Here is a 16,425-nt window from a genome sequence, read left to right as displayed (position 1 = left end):
ACCGGCTTTTTCTGGAACGGACGCGCATTATGCCATGAAAGTGGCTGAAACGCAGGATCGGCACTATTAGCAGGCGAAGGTTCAGGCTATACTGCCCACACTTTTTCAACGGTTAACCCTGCTCTCAATTATGCCGTGGCCGCCGCGCTACGCTGTAAATGATTTACCGGGCAAACGCCGTTTCAGTTCCCCTCCGCAGTAACAGGCAAAAAAGCGAATTCATGCGACTCGACAAATTCATATCTCAGCAACTGGAAGTTAGCCGTGCCATCGCCGGCCGTGAAATACGTGGCAGAAAGATCACCATCAATGGCGAAGTGGTGCGCGACACCGCTTATAAAGTCCTGCCGGACGATGCCGTAGAGTACGACGGCAATCCGCTGACGGTGCAGCAGGGCCCGCGCTATTTCATGCTGAATAAACCACAGGGCTATGTCTGCTCCACCGACGATCCTGATCATCCCACCATTCTCTATTTCATTGAGGAGCCGGCGGCGTTCAAACTGCACGCGGCAGGGCGGCTGGATATTGATACCACCGGGCTGGTGCTGCTGACCGATGATGGTCAGTGGTCGCATCGCATTACTTCTCCGCGCCATCACCTGCAGAAAACCTATCTGGTGGAACTGGAGCAGCCGCTTGACGCGGGGCTGATCGAAAAATTTGCTGCCGGCATTCAGCTGCACAACGAGAAAGATCTGACCAAACCGGCGCAGCTGGAAATCCTCGATGAGAAAGCCGCGCGCCTCACCCTCAGTGAAGGGCGCTATCACCAGGTGAAACGTATGTTTGCGGCGATGGGCAACCACGTCACGGCGCTGCATCGCGAAAGCATCGGTGAGATTGTGCTGGATGAGGAGCTCGGTGAAGGCGAATACCGTGAACTGACCGAGGCGGAAATCAACAGCATCGGCCTGCCGGACGAACTGAAACAGCGCAAATAGCGGGAGACAGCGTGCGTAAGGAAAAAAATTCACCGGTGGGATTAGTGGTGATTCTGGGATTGCTGGCCATGCTGATGCCGCTCTCCATTGATATGTATCTGCCGGCAATGCCGCAAATCGCTCGTGAATTCGCGGTGTCGGCCGGCAGCGTACAGATGACGCTGAATCTCTACATCCTCGGCTTCGCCATTGGTCAGCTGGTGTATGGCCCACTGGCGGACAGCTACGGACGTAAACCGGTGATTGTGCTTGGCACGCTGATTTTTGCCTGCGCGGCGGCAGCCTGTGCGCTGTCGCAATCCATTGACCAGCTGATTCTGATGCGTTTCCTGCACGGGCTCTCCGCCGCCGCGGCCAGCGTGGTGATTAACGCCCTGATGCGCGACAGTTATTCGAAAGAAGATTTCTCGCGCATGATGTCGTTTGTCATGCTGATCACCACTATTGCGCCGCTGCTGGCACCAATCATCGGCGGCTGGCTGCTGCTGTTGTGGAACTGGCACGCCATCTTCTGGACGCTGGCGCTGGCGGCGCTGATCACCACCGTGCTGGTGGTAACGCAGATCCGCGAAACGCTTAAGCCCGAGCAGCGGCAGCGTTTTCACCTGCGCACCACGCTGAGCAATTTTGTCGCGCTGGTGCGGCACAAACGCGCCTTCAGCTATATGCTGGCAAGCGGCTTCTCGTTTGCCGGGCTGTTTACCTTTCTTAATGCCGGGCCGTTTGTTTACATTGAAGTGAACCATGTGTCGCCGCAGAATTTCGGCTACTACTTTGGCCTCAACGTGGTGTTTCTGTTTGTCATGACGCTGATTAACAGCCGCGCGGTGCGCCGTTTCGGACCCCTGGCGATGTTCCGCCTCGGTCTGCTGATTCAGTTTGCCATGGGCATCTGGCTGCTGATTGTCAGCGCGCTCAACCTCGGTTTCCTGCCGCTGGTGTTTGGCGTGGCAATGTTTATTGGCTGCGTATCGACCGTCTCCTCCAATGCGATGGCGGTGATCCTTGACGAATTTCCCCATATGGCCGGCACCGCATCCTCGCTGGCCGGTACGCTGCGCTTTGGCGTCGGTGCGCTGGTTGGCGCGCTACTGTCGCTGGTCAGCGTCAACAGCGCCTGGCCGATGGTCGCCACCATCGCGCTGTGCGCTACCGTCTCAATCGTACTGTTCAGCTACGCCGCCCGTCCGCGCCACACCGCGTGATGGCGGCGGGTCGATCCTTAGCCCGCTGTTATTTCACCTCCTGATTTGCCCCTCTCCGCGCTCTCGCTCTGCTTAATGTTTCCATATTGTGAAAATTAATTGATAAAAAAGTAACGACATTGCGTCTAAAATGATTGTTAAGCGCCGCGTAACGCGGTAAACATAGGCATAAATGCGAGAAAGCTCGCAAATAATAAAGTTGCATCACGCTTTGTGCTTAAAACGAGAAGGCTATCCTTGACGTCCGTATGCTGAGCTTGCCAGGTGGGGATTCACCGCGATGAAGCCGTCCGTTGTGAATAACGTTACTGTCTCTGGGAACCGAAACACTATGCTGCAACTCTCGGTTGTGCATCGTTTACCACAACTATACCGCTGGTCGCTGGAACATGCCGGCGCCATTGAACGCCAGGAAGCAGCGAACGGCGCGCATGACGGGGATCTGGTCGCGCTGCGCCTGCTGAGCCATGATGGCCATCCGGCGCTGGAGATCCTGCAGCAGCTACAGGAAACGCTGGCGCAGATTCAGGTCGAGTGCAAAATTGCCGAATGTGAAGGGCAGCCGTGTTTGCTGATTCAGCGCGGCGACGAGAGCGCCACTAACTGCTGTCTGAAAAATCAGGGCGTGGCGATCGCCGAAACCTTTGACGGTCACTGAGGCCCGATCTCGCCCTGCGCGGAGGCCAGCAGCTGACGCGTATACTCTGCTGCAGGCGCGTTGAACAGCGCTTCGCATTCACCCTGTTCCACCACTTCACCCTGGCGCAACACCACCAGCTGATGACACAGCGCGCGCACCACCTGCAAATCGTGACTGATAAACAGATACGCCAGCTGATGCTGCTGCTGTAAACGGCGCAGCAGGGTGAGGATCTGCTTTTGCACCGAGCGGTCCAGCGACGAGGTGGGTTCATCCAGCACGATTAGCTGCGGCTGCAGGATCAGCGCGCGGGCGATGGCGATACGCTGGCGCTGACCGCCAGAGAATTCCGCCGGGTAGCGACTGCGGCTCGCTGCCTCCAGGCCAACCTCTTCCATCACCGCAATGACTCTGGCTTCCTGTTCGGCAGCGCTGAGCTGCGGCTGGTGCACCGCCAGCCCTTCGGCAATCACCTGCTGTACCGTCATGCGCGGATTGAGTGAAGAGTTGGGATCCTGAAACACCACCTGAATGCGCTGGCGTAGCGGCAGTAGCTGCTTCGCGCTCAGCTGATGCAGCGGCTGGCCGTCGAACCAGATCTCGCCGCGCGCAGCAATCAGGCGCAGCAGCGCCAGGCCGGTGGTGCTTTTGCCAGACCCGGATTCGCCGACTAACCCGAGGCTCTCGCCGCGCCGCAGGGTAAAACTGAGATTGTGTAGCGCGGTTTTTTCCGCCACGGTGCGCTTCAGCAGTCCACGGCGAATCGGGAAACCCACCTGCAAATTATTCACCTGCAACAGCGGCGGCGCGTCGATCAGCGGTACCGGTGCGCCGTCCGGCTCGGCGGCCAGCAGCTCGCGGGTATAAGGCTGCTGTGGCTGGCGAAATAGTGCGTCACAGCGGTTGTGTTCCACCTCGCGCCCGTTGCGCATCACCGTCACGCTATGGGCCAGCTGACGCACAATGTTCAGGTTGTGGGTAATGAACAGCATGCCCATGTTCAGTTCGCGCTGCAGTTCGCGCAGCAGCTGTAAAATCTGTGCCTGCACCGTGACGTCCAGCGCCGTAGTAGGCTCATCGGCAATCAGCAGTTTGGGCTGCGTCAGCAAGGCCATGGCGATCATCACGCGCTGGCGCTCGCCGCCGGACAGCTGGTGCGGAAAATCCTGCAGGCGCGTCGCGGCCCGGCGAATGCCTACGCGATCGAGGCAGCTGAGAATCTCAGCGCGCGCCGCTTCACGCCGCATGCCACGGTGCAGCGACAGCACTTCATACAGCTGCTTTTCCACGCTGTGCAGCGGATTGAGTGACACCATCGGCTCCTGAAAAATCATCGCCATCTGGTTGCCGCGCAGCCCGCGCATCTCACGTTCGCTGGCCTGTAACACATCGCGCCCGTCAAACAGGATCTCGCCCTGCGGATAACTCACCGGCGGCTGCGGCAGCAGACGCATAATCGACAGCGCCGTCACGCTCTTGCCCGATCCCGATTCGCCCACCAGCGCCAGCGTTTCGCCGGCGTCGATGCGCAGCGAGATATCTTCCACCACGCGGCGCGGCCCGAACGCCACCGCCAGATGATTCACTGTTAACAAATTCATTTAGCGCCCCCGGCTCGGATCAAAGGCATCGCGTACCGCTTCGCCGATAAAAATCAGCAGCGACAGCAGCAGGGCGAGGGCGAAGAAGCCGGAAAGGCCAAGCCACGGTGCCTGTAAATTGTTTTTTCCCTGCAGCAGCAGTTCGCCCAGCGACGGCGAGCCCACCGGCAGGCCGAAGCCGAGAAAATCCAGTGAGGTCAACGTGGTGATCGAACCGCACAGGATAAACGGCAGAAAGGTGAGCGTGGCGACCATGGCGTTGGGCAACATGTGGCGCAGCATGATGCGGCTATCGCTCACGCCCAGCGCGCGTGCGGCGCGGATATAGTCAAAGTTGCGCGTGCGCAGGAACTCGGCGCGCACGACGCTCACCAGGCTCATCCAGCCGAAGATCACTGTCAGCAGTAACAGCCACCAGAAATTGGGCTGAATCACGCTGGAGAGCAGAATCAGCATGAACAGCGTCGGCATGCCGGACCACACTTCAATCAATCGCTGGCCGATGAGGTCAACGCGGCCGCCAAAGTAGCCCTGCAGGGCACCCACCACAATGCCAATCACGCTGGAGAACAGCGTTAACAGCAAGCCGAACAGCAGCGAGATGCGCGTGCCGTACAGCAGACGCGCCAGTACATCGCCACCGTTAGCATCGGTACCCAGCCAGTTTTGCGCGGACGGCGGTGACGGGAAGGGCACGTCGGTGGCGAAATGAATGGTGCTGTCGCTGAAGCGGATGGGAGCCCACAGCGCCCAGCCCTGCTGGTCAATACGTTGTTTCAGCCACGGATCCTGATAATCCGCCGGCGTGGCAAACTGGCCGCCAAAATCACTCTCGCTGTAGTTAAACAGCAGCGGTGCGTACCAGCGCTGCTGGTAATGCACCAGCAGCGGTTTGTCATTGGCTAATAATTCCGCGCCCAGCGACAGCACAAAGATGAGCAGAAACAGCCACAGCGACCAGTAGCCGCGCCGGTTGTGACGAAAGCGCTGCCAGCGCTGCTGGTTAACGGGAGATAAACGCATCAGCGGCCCTCAAAATCAATGCGTGGATCGACCAGCGTATAGGTCAGATCACTGAGAATATTCATCAGCAGGCCAATCAGCGTAAAGATATACAGCGTGCCGAACATCACCGGATAGTCGCGCTGAATGGTGGCATCATAGCCGAGCAGCCCCATGCCGTTGAGTGAGAACATCACCTCAATCAGCACCGAGCTGGTGAAAAACATACTGATAAAGGTGGCGGGAAACCCGGCGATCACCAGCAGCATGGCGTTGCGAAACACGTGGCCGTACAGGATGCGCTTCTCATCCAGGCCCTTGGCGCGCGCCGTGACGACGTACTGTTTGCGCACCTCATCAAGGAACGAATTTTTCGTCAGCATGGTCAGGGTGGCAAAGCCGCCAATTACCGTAGCCAGCACCGGCAGGGTGATATGCCACAGGTAATCGCTGATTTTGCTGTACCACGGCAGCGTGTCAAACTGCGGCGAAGTGAGGCCGCGGAGCGGAAACCAGTCGAGATAGCTGCCGCCGGCAAACAGCACAATCAGCATGATGGCAAACAAAAACGCCGGAATAGAGTAGCCGATGATAATAAAGATGCTGCTCCAGATATCAAACGCACTGCCGTTGCGCACCGCTTTTTTGATGCCCAGCGGAATCGACACCAGATAGATGATCAGCGTGCTCCACAACCCGAGGCTGATCGACACCGGCAGGCTCTCTTTAATCAGCTGCAGCACCGAGGCGTTACGAAACAGGCTGTCGCCAAAGTCAAAACGCAGGTAATTCCACAGCATTTCGCCATAGCGCTGCAGCAGTGGCTTATCGAAGCCGTAGCGATGGGTTATTTCTGCCACCACTTCCGGATCCAGCCCGCGCGCGCCGCGGTACTGGCTGTCGCCGGGATTGTCGCGCACCAGCGCACCGCGCGCGCCGCTGTCACTGCCGCCGCCGCCAGGCAGACCGGTGCTAGGACCAAACTGGATGTTGGCCAGCGCCTGATCGACCGGACCGCCCGGCGCAATCTGTACGATAAAGAAATTCAGGGTGATGATGGCCCACAGCGTGGGAATAATCAGCAACAGCCTGCGCAGGAAATAAGCACCCAAACCGCTCTCCTCAGCGTCGATCGGCCGGTAAACGACCGGCTTTGTTCACATCGTACCACCAGTTTTCCAGCCCGGTGGCAAACGCCGGTTTAATCTGCGGATGGGAAAACTTGTCCCACCAGGCCAGCCGCTGTTCGGCGTTGTACCACATCGGAATCATGTAGGCGTTCCACAGCAGCAGGCGATCCAGCGCCTGACCGAGCGGCAGCAGCGCTTTCTCATCGCCCTGATGCGCCACGATCTGCTGCACGAAATGGTCGACCAGCGGATCTTTTACCCGCGCGGTGTTCCACGATGAGCTGATGTAATCCGACTGCCAGACATACTGCAGGCTGGTGGAGGGCCACGGCATCGCCTGATAAAGCGACGGAATCATGTCGTAATCGCCTTCGCGCAGCCGGCGCAGATATTGCGAACTGTCCACCTGGCGCAGCGTCATCGTAATGCCAAGCCGTGCCAGGCTGTGCTGGAACGGCAGCGCCCAGTCGTTCAGAGAACCGCTGCGCAGCAACAGTTCAAACTGAAACGGCTGGCCGGTTTTCACGTTTACTAACTGCTGATTTTTGATCTGCCAGCCGGCCTGCTTCAGCAGCGCCATCGCCCGAAGCAGATTGTTGCGGTCAAAGCCGCTGCCGTCAGAGTGCGGCGGCGCGTAGGCGTTGTTGAATACCTCGGCAGGCAGCTGCGCCTTGTAGGGCGCGAGCAGGACCAGCTGATCGGCGTCTGGATAGCCTTTGGCGGCGTAAGCGGTGTTCTGGAAGTAGCTGTCGGTCCGCTTGTAAGCGCCGTAGAACAGCGCTTTGTTCATCCACTCAAAATCAAACGCCAGCGTCAGCGCCTCGCGCACGCGGCGGTCGGCAAACAGTGCTTTCTCGTTATTGAACGCCAGCCAGCGCGTGTCGGTGGCGACGTCATTCGGCGTGGTGGCTTTCACAATGGCTTGGCTGGTGAAGTTGCGCCCGCGATATTGTGTGGCCCATTTCTTCGCCGAACTCTCCTCGCGCAGGTCATAGGCACCGGCCTTAAACGCTTCAAAAGCCACGTTGTCATCAAGATAGTAGTCGTAGCGCAGGGTATCAAAATTAAAGCGACCGCGGTTCACCGGCAGATCGGCCGCCCAGTAGTTCTTCACCCGACTATATTGAATGAACTGGCCGGATTTGTACGAAGTGACGCGGTAAGGCCCGCTGGCGAGCGGCGGATAGCCAAGCGGCTCATTGAATTTTTTGTTCTGCCAGAATTTTTCCGGCAGTACCGGCAGCGTGATCCAGCTCAGCACCAGGTCTTTATCTGGTTTGGGCATCTCAATGCGCACCGTCAGCCGGTTCAGCGCTTTCACCTGCACGCCACGAAACGCCACGCGAAACTGCGGCACGCCTTCGGTCATGAATTTGCCGAAGGTGAAGGCAACATCCTGCGCGGTGATCGGCGTACCGTCCTGAAACTGCGCGTGTGGATTGATCGACACTTCCATCCAGTGATAATCGCTGGGATAGCGTGCTGATTCGGCGATCAGCGGATAGTAGCTGCCGGGCTCATCGTCTGAGGTGGTAAACAGGCCGTCGTACAGCGTGTCAGTGCCGATACCGGGGTTGCCGCGCGACGCATAGCGGTTGAAGTTGTCGTAAGTACCCACCACGGCGAGGGTGATCTTGCCGCCTTTTGGCGCCGCCGGATTGGCGTAATCATAATGGCTGAAGTTGACCGCGTATTTCGGTTCGCCCAGCTTCGCAAAGGCATAGCTTTCATGGATAGTGACCGCGTGCACCGGCGCAATGGCGCTGCACATCAGTAGTGCTGTGGCAAGACGAAGCAGCATAAGTGGGGCGCTCTCCTGTGGTAATCCGCACTGTATGGTAGCAGTTTCATGCGCGGTACGTGACGTTAACCCAAACTGGCCTGGCTCTGATAGTAGCTGATCAGCTTTTCCGGGCGCAGCGGGCGGCTAAACAGATACCCCTGCAGATGCGTGACGCCCCGGTTAACCAGCCAGGCCGCCTGGTCGCCGGTTTCCACCCCTTCCGCCACGGTTTTCAGGTTGAGTTTCTTTGCCAGCAGCAACACGGTGTCAAGCACCGGCGAGGTTACGGTTTCGGTGCCGATACTCTGCACAAAGCCGCGATCGATTTTCAGGTAGTCGAACGGATATTTTTCCAGGTAGATCAGCGCGCTATGGCCAGTGCCGAAATCATCGATGGCAATCTTGAAATTGTGTTCATGCAGCCAGGCGAAGATTTCGCCGGCGTTCTTCTCCCGCACCATGGTGCGCTCGGTGATTTCAAATACATAGTTAAAATGATCGGCGGGCATACTGGCGATCCACGCCTGCACGTCGCGGCGAAAACTGGCCGATGCCAGATGCTGCGGTGACATATTCAGACTGAGACGGGTGCCGCGCGGCAGTTGCTGACAGAGAAAACGCGCGTCGCGCGCTACCAGGCTGAACAGATGTTGGGTCAGAGGAATAATCAGGTTTTGCGCTTCGGCGTGGCTGATAAATACATCAGGGGGGATCATGCCTTCAACCGGGTGAGTCCAGCGCAGCAGCGCTTCAACGCCATAGGGTTTGCCGTTGTGTGCCGTTACCAGCGGCTGATACTCAACGTGAAACTGACCGCGCCGGATGCCAAGCAGGATTTCACGTCCCGGTCGCTGATGCAGCGACAGCAGCAGCCAGCTGATTGCGGCAACCAGCAGCGCCAGCAGCAGGCCGGTCAGCAACGCCAGCGTGTAATCGCGTGAGGCCAGCGTGCTGCCGTAAAGCACAAAGCGCATGCTGCCGTCATCAAGCGTCAGGTCGGTGAGGGCGGGCGGCAAATCGCGGCTGCGCACCACCTGGCTGGTGCCGCTGAGCAGCGCGCTGTCGCCTGCCACCAGCGCCATGCGCGTGATTTCGGGATGGTAAGAGGCCAGCAGCTGGTAAGGCGTCATGCTGAGGTTCATGGTGGCGAGGATGCCGGTTTCGCTCGCTCCCGGACTTTTCAGCCACAGCGCCAGCGCTGGTTTGGCGGGCTGCAGCGGTGTGCCGGGCAGCAGGCGGACGTCACGGTCGCGCTCCAGCTCTGAATCGGGTGAAATGGCGCTGGCGGCCAGCAGAAATGCGCCGGTGGCCGAAGAGCAGTAAGCGTTGCCGTCGCGTACCAGTAATATCGCGCGAATGTTGCCGGCAAAGGCGGCGCGAGAGGTCAGCTCACGGTTGACGCTGTTGCAGCTGAGCTGAGTGTATTGCTGCAGTGGATAAAGGCTCTCGACCAGGGTTGACATCACCTGTTGCAGATCGTCACGGCTGTGAGCCAGCAGCTGCTGGTGTTGCTGGACGCGTTTTTGCCAGGTCAGCGTGAGCAGGACGGTGACAAACAGGATAAAAAACGCGACCCCAATAATTACGCTACTCCAGGCGATGCGCCGCGAGTAGCTGGCATGACGATTTAACGTCCCCGACAGTGGCATGGAGTTGGTTCCCCTGATCTTGCCCTTTTTATTATAAAAACGCATACAACTGTGCTGGTTCAAGGCAACGAGAATATAACGAGGCTGCGCGAAAAGTCTCGTTATATTTTTGATTCACAATTACTTTTTCCGCCACGGATTTGGCTTAAGCAACCGCAGACGAAAAAAAACGCTGCCGGGGCAGCGTTTTCAGATTCTCTGGCTGAGAACATCAGGAAGGAAGGGGGTTAACTGGGGTTTTTTGCCAGTACCCGACGCGCTTCGCGGTAGCGGTTTTTCCAGTAACTGTCGTTAAGGCTGGAAATCATCACGCCGCTGCTGGTAGACGCGTGTACAAAATTGTCGTTGCCGAGATAGATGCCGACATGGCGACCGGTGGAGCCGGCGCGGAACAGCACTAAATCACCCGGACGCAGTTTACTGCGTGAAATCTCTTTACCGCTGTCCTGCTGTTCCGATGTGGAACGCGGCAGCTCTAAACCAAACTGTTCGCGAAAGGTGCGCTGAACAAAAGCAGAACAGTCAATGCCGCGTTTGGTGTCGCCGCCTAAGCGATAACGCACACCTTTCCAGTCACTGTACTGCTCCATGATGCGGGACTTAACGTCCACGTTCTGCACCATTTGTTCAAATTCGTCCTGAGACGCCTGAAGTAAAAAACCATTCTGGTTGTTAACTTCATGATTCTCGTTATTCGCGTTCTGACCGTTATGGGTACTGCTACATGCCGATAAGAGGGTTGCTAATGCTACTGCGGGAATAATCCGCCTGAGGTATCTCAGAATTGGTTGAGACTTGACCATTGTACGTGTTTTCCTTCGATGTCCTTACGACAGAATGTCGCCAGCCAGATGACAAAACGGGTTGAGATTAATAAGTGCGACCCTCTAAGACAATTCCTTAATTACTAAAATGTGTTAATGCACACATTTTTGTTGCTTAAGGTACCGAATTTTATGCTGCACGGTAGTAATCGGAGTTGAGGTTAACCGATTACAGACCGCGTGGCGAGTGCTTTTATATAAATTTTTATAGGTTTTTTTGATGTGAAATCAATCTGTAACACAACGGTTACTTTATCAACAACTGGTAGCGATTTAAGCGTCAATTAACCGCAGGAACAGCGGCTAATTCTGGCGCTAAGGGAGATTTTAAGAGGGTTCTGACTGGACAGGCCAGGAATAACGCCATTGTCAGACGATTTGACGCATAGGTTTTTCTTTTATCAGAAAACGCTTAGGCCGCTAATAATTTATTGCAGGATTAAATAAGCGCAGGCGATCTTAAAAACAGGGAATAATCGCCCGCGCTAAACAATTACGACTGGGGTTTATATTTTCCGGGCAGCGAACGATAGAGCCAGTTCACCAGTTTGTCGCTGGCCGGTGTTAATAACCACCAGCTCAGGCCCACCAGCACCACCGACAGCGAACCGACCGCAATATCGGTAAACCAATGCGCACCCGCCATCACGCGCGGCAGGGAAAAGACCACCACAATCAGCAGGCCCATCAGGAAGGCGCGGAAGCCGAAATAGCGCCACATAAAGCAGGCGAAGATAATCAGCATCATGCCGTGGTCGCCGGGGAAGCTGTCTCGGGACGCATCTTTTGCCGGAATGCCGGTCAGTTCGCTGACGCGATGCACGTTATCAAAGAACAGCGTCGGGCTGGCATGCTTAACCGGCAGCAGATGGCCCAGCTGGTTAAGAATCACCGCCGTCAGCAGCATGGTGATACCAATCGCCAGCATACGACGTCGGCCCTGCGGCGTTTCGCGGCGCCAGAACCACAGATAGAGCAGGCCCATCGCCAGCAGCGACACCGCATCAAAACCGCGGAAATTGGTGATCGCCACCAGCAGCGCAAAGCCGTGATGGTCGACCATCTGGTCGTTAAAGCCAAAAAAGATGCCTTTGTCGAGAGCGAACCAGAACCCGTGCTCCGGCGGCAGATACCACGACATAAATAGCATCACACCCAGCGCATTCAGCAGCAGGATGGTAATCAAACGAGAAGTGCGCATAAAAGTAACTCAAAAGGAAAAAAAATAACGGGCAAACCTACCGCAGCTAATTTAAACGAATCTTCAACAGGGCAGTCTGCAAGGCGTTCCAGTCGGTGGCCTGATGGTGGATCAATTCGATACGGCTATCCGGCGGCGTGACCGGGCGCGTTTCGATGAACAGGTCTTCACCCTGACGGTTAATGCTGACCAGACCGTCAGCGGTACGCAGCACGCCTTTCACGCGATCCACCGGCGCAAGCCGCGCCCACTCTAAAGCCGGAATAGTATCGAACACCGTGTCACCATCGAAAATCCAGCCACAGGAAGCATAGCCCTGACCTTCATTTAACGCACGACGCCAGCGCGCTTCGCCTTCCAGTTTCAGCGCCGCCAGCCCCTGCGGGCGTGGCGAATGATGATGATGCGCGGCATCGGGTACCGCACGATCCGCCAATGCCGGCTGACTCAGCAACGCCGGATCAATGTTGCCCCAGCTGGCTTCCACCAGTTGACGGTCGCCCAAATGCTGCTGCTGCCAGCTCGCCAGCCGCTGGCGATCTTCCGCATCCCACTTGTCGCTCTTGTTGGCGATGATGATGTCTGCGGCGATCAGCTGGTCGCGAAAGTTTTCATTCTCCGTGACGCGCGTATCGGCTAACTGACGCGGATCGAGCAGCGTCAGCGTGGCGTCCACGCGGATCCACGGCTGATAGACCGCCGCGCGCAGCATATTCAGTAACTGTTTGGGATGGCCAAGACCGGTAGGTTCGATAATCAGGCGGTCCGGCTGGGTCTGCTTCAGCAGCATATTCAGCCCAACCTGCAGCGGCAGGCCGTTAACACAGCACATGCAGCCGCCGGGGATCTCTTTCAGCGTGGCGCCGCGGTCGGCGAGCAGGGCGCCGTCAATGCCGATCTCGCCAAACTCGTTGACCAGAATGGCCCACTTTTCATTGGCCGGTTTGTGCGCCAGCAGATGTAACAGGGTGGTGGTTTTACCGCTACCGAGAAAACCGGTAATCAGGTTCACGCGCGTCATGATTTACTCCGTTAAAATAGCCGCGCCGGACAACCGCATCCGGCGCGCAGGCTGTTGTTATACTATAACAATCAACCGCCGCCGGAGAAAATCGTGCGCTTAATCGGCGCGTCCCATATAACGACGCTCGGCAATATGGATACGGATGCGATCGCCATTGCTCAGGTACTCCGGCACCTGAATCGACAGCCCGGTGCTCATGCCCGCCGGTTTGGTGCGCGCACTGGCGGATGCCCCTTTGATGCCAGGTGAGGTATCAACAATCTCCATGTCTACCGTCTGCGGCAGTTCCAGCGCCAGCACCTGACCATCCATGGTGAGCACCTGGATACCGGGAATGCCGCCTTCCGGAATAAAAAGCAGCTCTTCTTCGATCTGATCTTTTTTAAAGCTGTACGGCGTGTAATCTTCGTCATCCATAAACACGTATTCGTCGCCGTCGATGTATGAGAAGGTCACCGCGCGTCGGCTGAGCTGGATGGCATCAATAATGTCGTCACCCTTGAAGCGCTCTTCAACTTTCAGGCCGGTGCGTACATCGGTGAAACGCATCTTGTACAGCGTGGCGGCACCGCGCGCGCTTGGGCTCTGGACATCGATATCCTTCACCAGCAACAGTTTACCGTTCCAGGTGACGGCCATTCCTTTTTTGATTTCGTTTGCCTTTGGCATAATGCTTGACTCGCTATAACCAGGTAGATGCGCGCCAACTTACTCGCGCGGTGAAAAACAGGCAAGTGAGGCCGGTGAAAATTGTTGGTCGCGCATGGAATTCCGCGGTGCAGACTGCTATTGTCGGCCGCTAATCTTTGCAGGAGCGCATGATGTTATGTCGAGACCAGTGCGGTGCCTGCTGCACAGCCCCCTCCATCTCTTCCCCCATTCCCGGTATGCCTGACGGCAAACCGGCCAATACCCGCTGCGTTCAGCTCGACGAACAGCAGCGCTGCAAGATCTTTGGTTCGCCGCTGCGTCCGGCGGTGTGTGCCGGTTTACAGCCACAGGTGGAGATGTGCGGCAGCAGCCGCGCCGACGCCATGATCTACCTGTTGCAGCTGGAAGCCGATACCGCGCCCTGAGTTTAAGCTGACGCGAGCTGAACAGCACGCTCGTCGCAGGTGCCGCGTTACAGCAACGCGTCAGCGCGCCCGCTGTGAAAAATCCTAAATCCGCCGCGAAGTGTGCGGAGCATCAAAAATCTGCTACGCCGATTGCGCATTTTCTTGCCTGTAATCGGGTGCTGTACCATATTCCCTGAAACGTTTCAGCGTTGTCCTCCCGGCTAAGTCCGTGTCGCACAGCGTATTTTTTCGCCATCAGGCTGAAACGATTCACTTTCAGCAAGCGAGGAGAAATATGTTCCAGCTCGAAGTTCAGGCCATTCACACCGGCGCCAGCGCGTCCGATAAAGAACAGGCCATTCGTCAGGTTGCCGCTGCGCTTACTGCGGCCGGAAATGTGGCCGAAGGCTACGTCGACGGCATGCTGGCGCGCGAACAGCAAACCACCACCTTTCTCGGCAACGGCATTGCCATTCCGCACGGCACCACCGATACCCGCGATCTGGTGCTGAAAACCGGCGTGCAGGTTTATCAGTTCCCGCAGGGCGTGGACTGGGGCGATGGCCAGACGGCGTACGTCGCCATCGGCATTGCCGCCAAATCTGACGAGCACCTCGCGCTGCTGCGCCAGCTGACCCACGTATTAAGCGATGACAGCATCGCGGAGCAGCTGAAATCTGCCTCTGCTGAAGAGCTGCGCGCGCTGCTGATGGGTGAAAAGCAGGCCGCTGAATTCCAGTTCGATACGTCGCTGATCGCCACTGACGTGGCCGCCAGCGATCTGATGACGCTGCAGGCGCTGAACGCCGGTCGTCTGCAGGCGGCCGGTGCCGTTGACGCCAGCTTTGTCGCGGACGTTGTCTCGCACGCGCCGCTCAGCCTCGGTCAGGGCATCTGGCTGAGCGACAGCACGCACGGCAACCTCAACAGCGCGGTGGCAGTGAGCCGCAGCGCGACGCCGCTGACGCCTCAGGGCGAACCGGTAGCGCTGCTGCTGACGGTCGCCGCCACCGATCAGCGCCCGCTTGAGGTGCTGGGTTACCTCAGCAATCTGCTGCTGAACAAGCAGGCTGAACGCCTGCTGAAGGCGGACGCGGCAGGCATTCTCGCGCTGCTGACCAGCGAAGTTGATGAAGCTGCGGACGTCTTAACCGCGGAATTCACCATCCGCAACGAGCACGGTCTGCATGCGCGTCCGGGCACCGCGCTGGTGAGCGTGATCAAGCAGTTCAACAGCGATATCACCGTGACCAATCTCGACGGCAGCGGTAAGCCGGCTAACGGGCGCAGCCTGATGAAGGTGGTCGCGCTGGGCGTGAAGAAAGGCCATCGTCTGCGCTTCACCGCCAGCGGTGACGATGCGCAGCAGGCACTGCACGCTATCGAAGAAGCCATTAATAGCGGTCTGGGCGAGGGGGCAGCATGAGTCGTCGCGTTGCCACTATCACCCTGAATCCGGCGTACGATCTGGTCGGCTACACGCCGGAGATCGAGCGCGGCGAAGTTAACCTGGTCAAAACCACCGGGCTGCACGCTGCGGGTAAAGGCATCAATGTCGCCAAAGTGCTGAAAGATCTCGGCATCGACGTCACCGTCGGCGGCTTCCTCGGTAAAGAGAATCAGGACGGCTTTCAGCAGCTGTTCAGCGAACTCGGCATCGCTAACCGTTTTCAGGTGGTGCAGGGCCGTACCCGCATTAACGTTAAGCTGACGGAAAAAGACGGCGACGTCACCGACCTCAATTTCTCGGGCTTTGACGTCACGCCACAGGACTGGGACCGCTTCACCGCCGACTCGCTGACCTGGCTGGGCCAGTTCGATATGGTGTGCGTCAGCGGCAGCCTGCCAGCGGGCGTTGCGCCGGACGCGTTCACCAAATGGATGAGCGATCTGCGCACCCACTGCCCATGCATCATTTTTGACAGCAGCCGTGAAGCGCTGGTGGCCGGTCTGAAAGCGGCACCGTGGCTGGTAAAACCCAATCGCCGCGAGCTGGAGATCTGGGCTGGCCGCAAGCTGCCGACGCTGCAGGATGTGATTGACGCCGCGCACCAGCTGCGCGAGCAGGGCATTGCCCACGTGGTGATCTCCCTCGGTGCGGAAGGCGCGCTGTGGGTCAATGCCTCTGGCGAATGGATCGCCAAACCGCCTGCGTGTGAAGTGGTCAGCACCGCAGGCGCCGGAGATTCGATGGTTGGCGGCCTGATTTATGGCCTGCTGATGCGGGAATCCAGTGAACACACGCTGCGTCTGGCGACGGCGGTGGCGGCCATGGCCGTCAGCCAGAGCAACGTCGGCGTGACCGATCGTACCCAGTTGGCCGCGATGATGGCGCGCGTCGACTTACAACCCGTTAACTAACAG

15 protein-coding genes are annotated in these 16,425 nt (G+C 57.8%); 6 read left to right on the top strand and 9 right to left on the bottom strand.

The genetic code is table 11. The features are described from left to right. Positions 1 to 221: 221 nt before the first annotated feature. The 3 genes from rsuA to C1Y43_RS13305 all read left to right on the top strand — a co-directional run bounded on the left by rsuA (position 222) and on the right by C1Y43_RS13305 (position 2,807). Entirely contained in the window at positions 222 to 944 is a 723-nt protein-coding gene (gene rsuA / locus C1Y43_RS13315) for a 16S rRNA pseudouridine(516) synthase RsuA (protein ID WP_104188519.1), read from the top strand. A gap of 11 nt (positions 945 to 955) precedes the next feature. Beyond that, the gene (locus C1Y43_RS13310) at positions 956 to 2,149 is read left to right on the top strand and encodes a Bcr/CflA family multidrug efflux MFS transporter (protein ID WP_021509253.1); all 1,194 of its coding nucleotides are present in this window, start codon (positions 956 to 958) and stop codon (positions 2,147 to 2,149) included. A 331-nt stretch (positions 2,150 to 2,480) separates the two neighbouring features. After that, entirely contained in the window at positions 2,481 to 2,807 is a 327-nt protein-coding gene (locus tag C1Y43_RS13305) for a hypothetical protein (protein ID WP_021509254.1), read from the top strand. Here the strand turns inward: C1Y43_RS13305 and yejF are convergent. The 9 genes from yejF to yeiP all read right to left on the bottom strand — a co-directional run bounded on the left by yejF (position 2,801) and on the right by yeiP (position 13,672). Then, positions 2,801 to 4,390: a microcin C ABC transporter ATP-binding protein YejF gene (gene yejF / locus C1Y43_RS13300; RefSeq protein WP_104188517.1), complete on the bottom strand. Its 1,590-nt coding sequence runs from the start codon at positions 4,388 to 4,390 to the stop codon at positions 2,801 to 2,803. The genes C1Y43_RS13305 and yejF overlap by 7 nt on opposite strands. Further along, entirely contained in the window at positions 4,391 to 5,413 is a 1,023-nt protein-coding gene (locus tag C1Y43_RS13295; protein WP_058780318.1) for an ABC transporter permease, read from the bottom strand. Next, the gene (locus tag C1Y43_RS13290) at positions 5,413 to 6,504 is read right to left on the bottom strand and encodes a microcin C ABC transporter permease YejB (RefSeq protein WP_104188515.1); all 1,092 of its coding nucleotides are present in this window, start codon (positions 6,502 to 6,504) and stop codon (positions 5,413 to 5,415) included. The genes C1Y43_RS13295 and C1Y43_RS13290 overlap by 1 nt, the downstream gene beginning before the upstream one ends. Before the next feature lie 10 nt (positions 6,505 to 6,514). Beyond that, positions 6,515 to 8,323 carry an extracellular solute-binding protein gene (locus tag C1Y43_RS13285; protein WP_104188513.1) on the bottom strand — a complete coding sequence of 603 codons (1,809 nt, stop codon included), beginning with the start codon at positions 8,321 to 8,323 and terminating at the stop codon, positions 6,515 to 6,517. A gap of 65 nt (positions 8,324 to 8,388) precedes the next feature. Then, on the bottom strand, positions 8,389 to 9,954 hold the full coding sequence (locus C1Y43_RS13280) for a cyclic di-GMP phosphodiesterase (RefSeq protein WP_104093086.1): 1,566 nt from the start codon (positions 9,952 to 9,954) through the stop codon (positions 8,389 to 8,391). Positions 9,955 to 10,181: 227 nt separating this feature from the next. Further along, positions 10,182 to 10,757 (bottom strand): bifunctional murein DD-endopeptidase/murein LD-carboxypeptidase, encoded by a 576-nt coding sequence (gene mepS, locus C1Y43_RS13275; RefSeq protein ID WP_031280047.1) that lies wholly within the window; start codon positions 10,755 to 10,757, stop codon positions 10,182 to 10,184. 514 nt (positions 10,758 to 11,271) lie between these two features. Beyond that, on the bottom strand, positions 11,272 to 11,979 hold the full coding sequence (locus C1Y43_RS13270; protein ID WP_104188511.1) for a phosphatase PAP2 family protein: 708 nt from the start codon (positions 11,977 to 11,979) through the stop codon (positions 11,272 to 11,274). 46 nt (positions 11,980 to 12,025) lie between these two features. Continuing rightward, positions 12,026 to 13,000 carry a GTP-binding protein gene (locus tag C1Y43_RS13265; RefSeq protein WP_021509262.1) on the bottom strand — a complete coding sequence of 325 codons (975 nt, stop codon included), beginning with the start codon at positions 12,998 to 13,000 and terminating at the stop codon, positions 12,026 to 12,028. A gap of 99 nt (positions 13,001 to 13,099) precedes the next feature. Continuing rightward, positions 13,100 to 13,672 carry an elongation factor P-like protein YeiP gene (gene yeiP / locus C1Y43_RS13260; protein ID WP_031280049.1) on the bottom strand — a complete coding sequence of 191 codons (573 nt, stop codon included), beginning with the start codon at positions 13,670 to 13,672 and terminating at the stop codon, positions 13,100 to 13,102. A gap of 152 nt (positions 13,673 to 13,824) precedes the next feature. On the opposite strand from yeiP, the gene C1Y43_RS13255 reads away from it, so the two are divergent. The 3 genes from C1Y43_RS13255 to fruK all read left to right on the top strand — a co-directional run bounded on the left by C1Y43_RS13255 (position 13,825) and on the right by fruK (position 16,422). Next, positions 13,825 to 14,079: a YkgJ family cysteine cluster protein gene (locus tag C1Y43_RS13255; RefSeq protein WP_104188509.1), complete on the top strand. Its 255-nt coding sequence runs from the start codon at positions 13,825 to 13,827 to the stop codon at positions 14,077 to 14,079. 277 nt (positions 14,080 to 14,356) lie between these two features. Then, on the top strand, positions 14,357 to 15,487 hold the full coding sequence (gene fruB, locus C1Y43_RS13250; RefSeq protein WP_104188507.1) for a fused PTS fructose transporter subunit IIA/HPr protein: 1,131 nt from the start codon (positions 14,357 to 14,359) through the stop codon (positions 15,485 to 15,487). After that, on the top strand, positions 15,484 to 16,422 hold the full coding sequence (fruK, locus tag C1Y43_RS13245) for a 1-phosphofructokinase (RefSeq protein WP_104188506.1): 939 nt from the start codon (positions 15,484 to 15,486) through the stop codon (positions 16,420 to 16,422). Before fruB ends, fruK begins: the two co-directional genes overlap by 4 nt. The last annotated feature ends 3 nt before the right edge of the window (positions 16,423 to 16,425 follow it).

Origin of the sequence: Pantoea sp. ICBG 828 (genome assembly GCF_002928355.1) — a bacterium.
GTDB lineage: Bacteria > Pseudomonadota > Gammaproteobacteria > Enterobacterales > Enterobacteriaceae > Pantoea > Pantoea dispersa.
Note: the sequence above shows the minus strand (reverse complement) of the source record. Positions and strands in the feature narration are given on the sequence as shown.

Bases quoted from the DNA above. Each gene is read 5' to 3' on its own strand.
- rsuA (WP_104188519.1), top strand. From the start codon at position 222: ATGCGACTCGACAAATTCATATCTCAGCAACTGGAAGTTAGCCGTGCC.
- C1Y43_RS13305 (WP_021509254.1), top strand. From the start codon at position 2,481: ATGCTGCAACTCTCGGTTGTGCATCGTTTACCACAACTATACCGCTGG.
- yejF (WP_104188517.1), bottom strand. From the start codon at position 4,390: ATGAATTTGTTAACAGTGAATCATCTGGCGGTGGCGTTCGGGCCGCGC.
- C1Y43_RS13295 (WP_058780318.1), bottom strand. From the start codon at position 5,413: ATGCGTTTATCTCCCGTTAACCAGCAGCGCTGGCAGCGCTTTCGTCAC.
- C1Y43_RS13285 (WP_104188513.1), bottom strand. From the start codon at position 8,323: ATGCTGCTTCGTCTTGCCACAGCACTACTGATGTGCAGCGCCATTGCG.
- C1Y43_RS13280 (WP_104093086.1), bottom strand. From the start codon at position 9,954: ATGCCACTGTCGGGGACGTTAAATCGTCATGCCAGCTACTCGCGGCGC.
- mepS (WP_031280047.1), bottom strand. From the start codon at position 10,757: ATGGTCAAGTCTCAACCAATTCTGAGATACCTCAGGCGGATTATTCCC.
- C1Y43_RS13270 (WP_104188511.1), bottom strand. From the start codon at position 11,979: ATGCGCACTTCTCGTTTGATTACCATCCTGCTGCTGAATGCGCTGGGT.
- C1Y43_RS13265 (WP_021509262.1), bottom strand. From the start codon at position 13,000: ATGACGCGCGTGAACCTGATTACCGGTTTTCTCGGTAGCGGTAAAACC.
- yeiP (WP_031280049.1), bottom strand. From the start codon at position 13,672: ATGCCAAAGGCAAACGAAATCAAAAAAGGAATGGCCGTCACCTGGAAC.
- C1Y43_RS13255 (WP_104188509.1), top strand. From the start codon at position 13,825: ATGTTATGTCGAGACCAGTGCGGTGCCTGCTGCACAGCCCCCTCCATC.
- fruB (WP_104188507.1), top strand. From the start codon at position 14,357: ATGTTCCAGCTCGAAGTTCAGGCCATTCACACCGGCGCCAGCGCGTCC.
- fruK (WP_104188506.1), top strand. From the start codon at position 15,484: ATGAGTCGTCGCGTTGCCACTATCACCCTGAATCCGGCGTACGATCTG.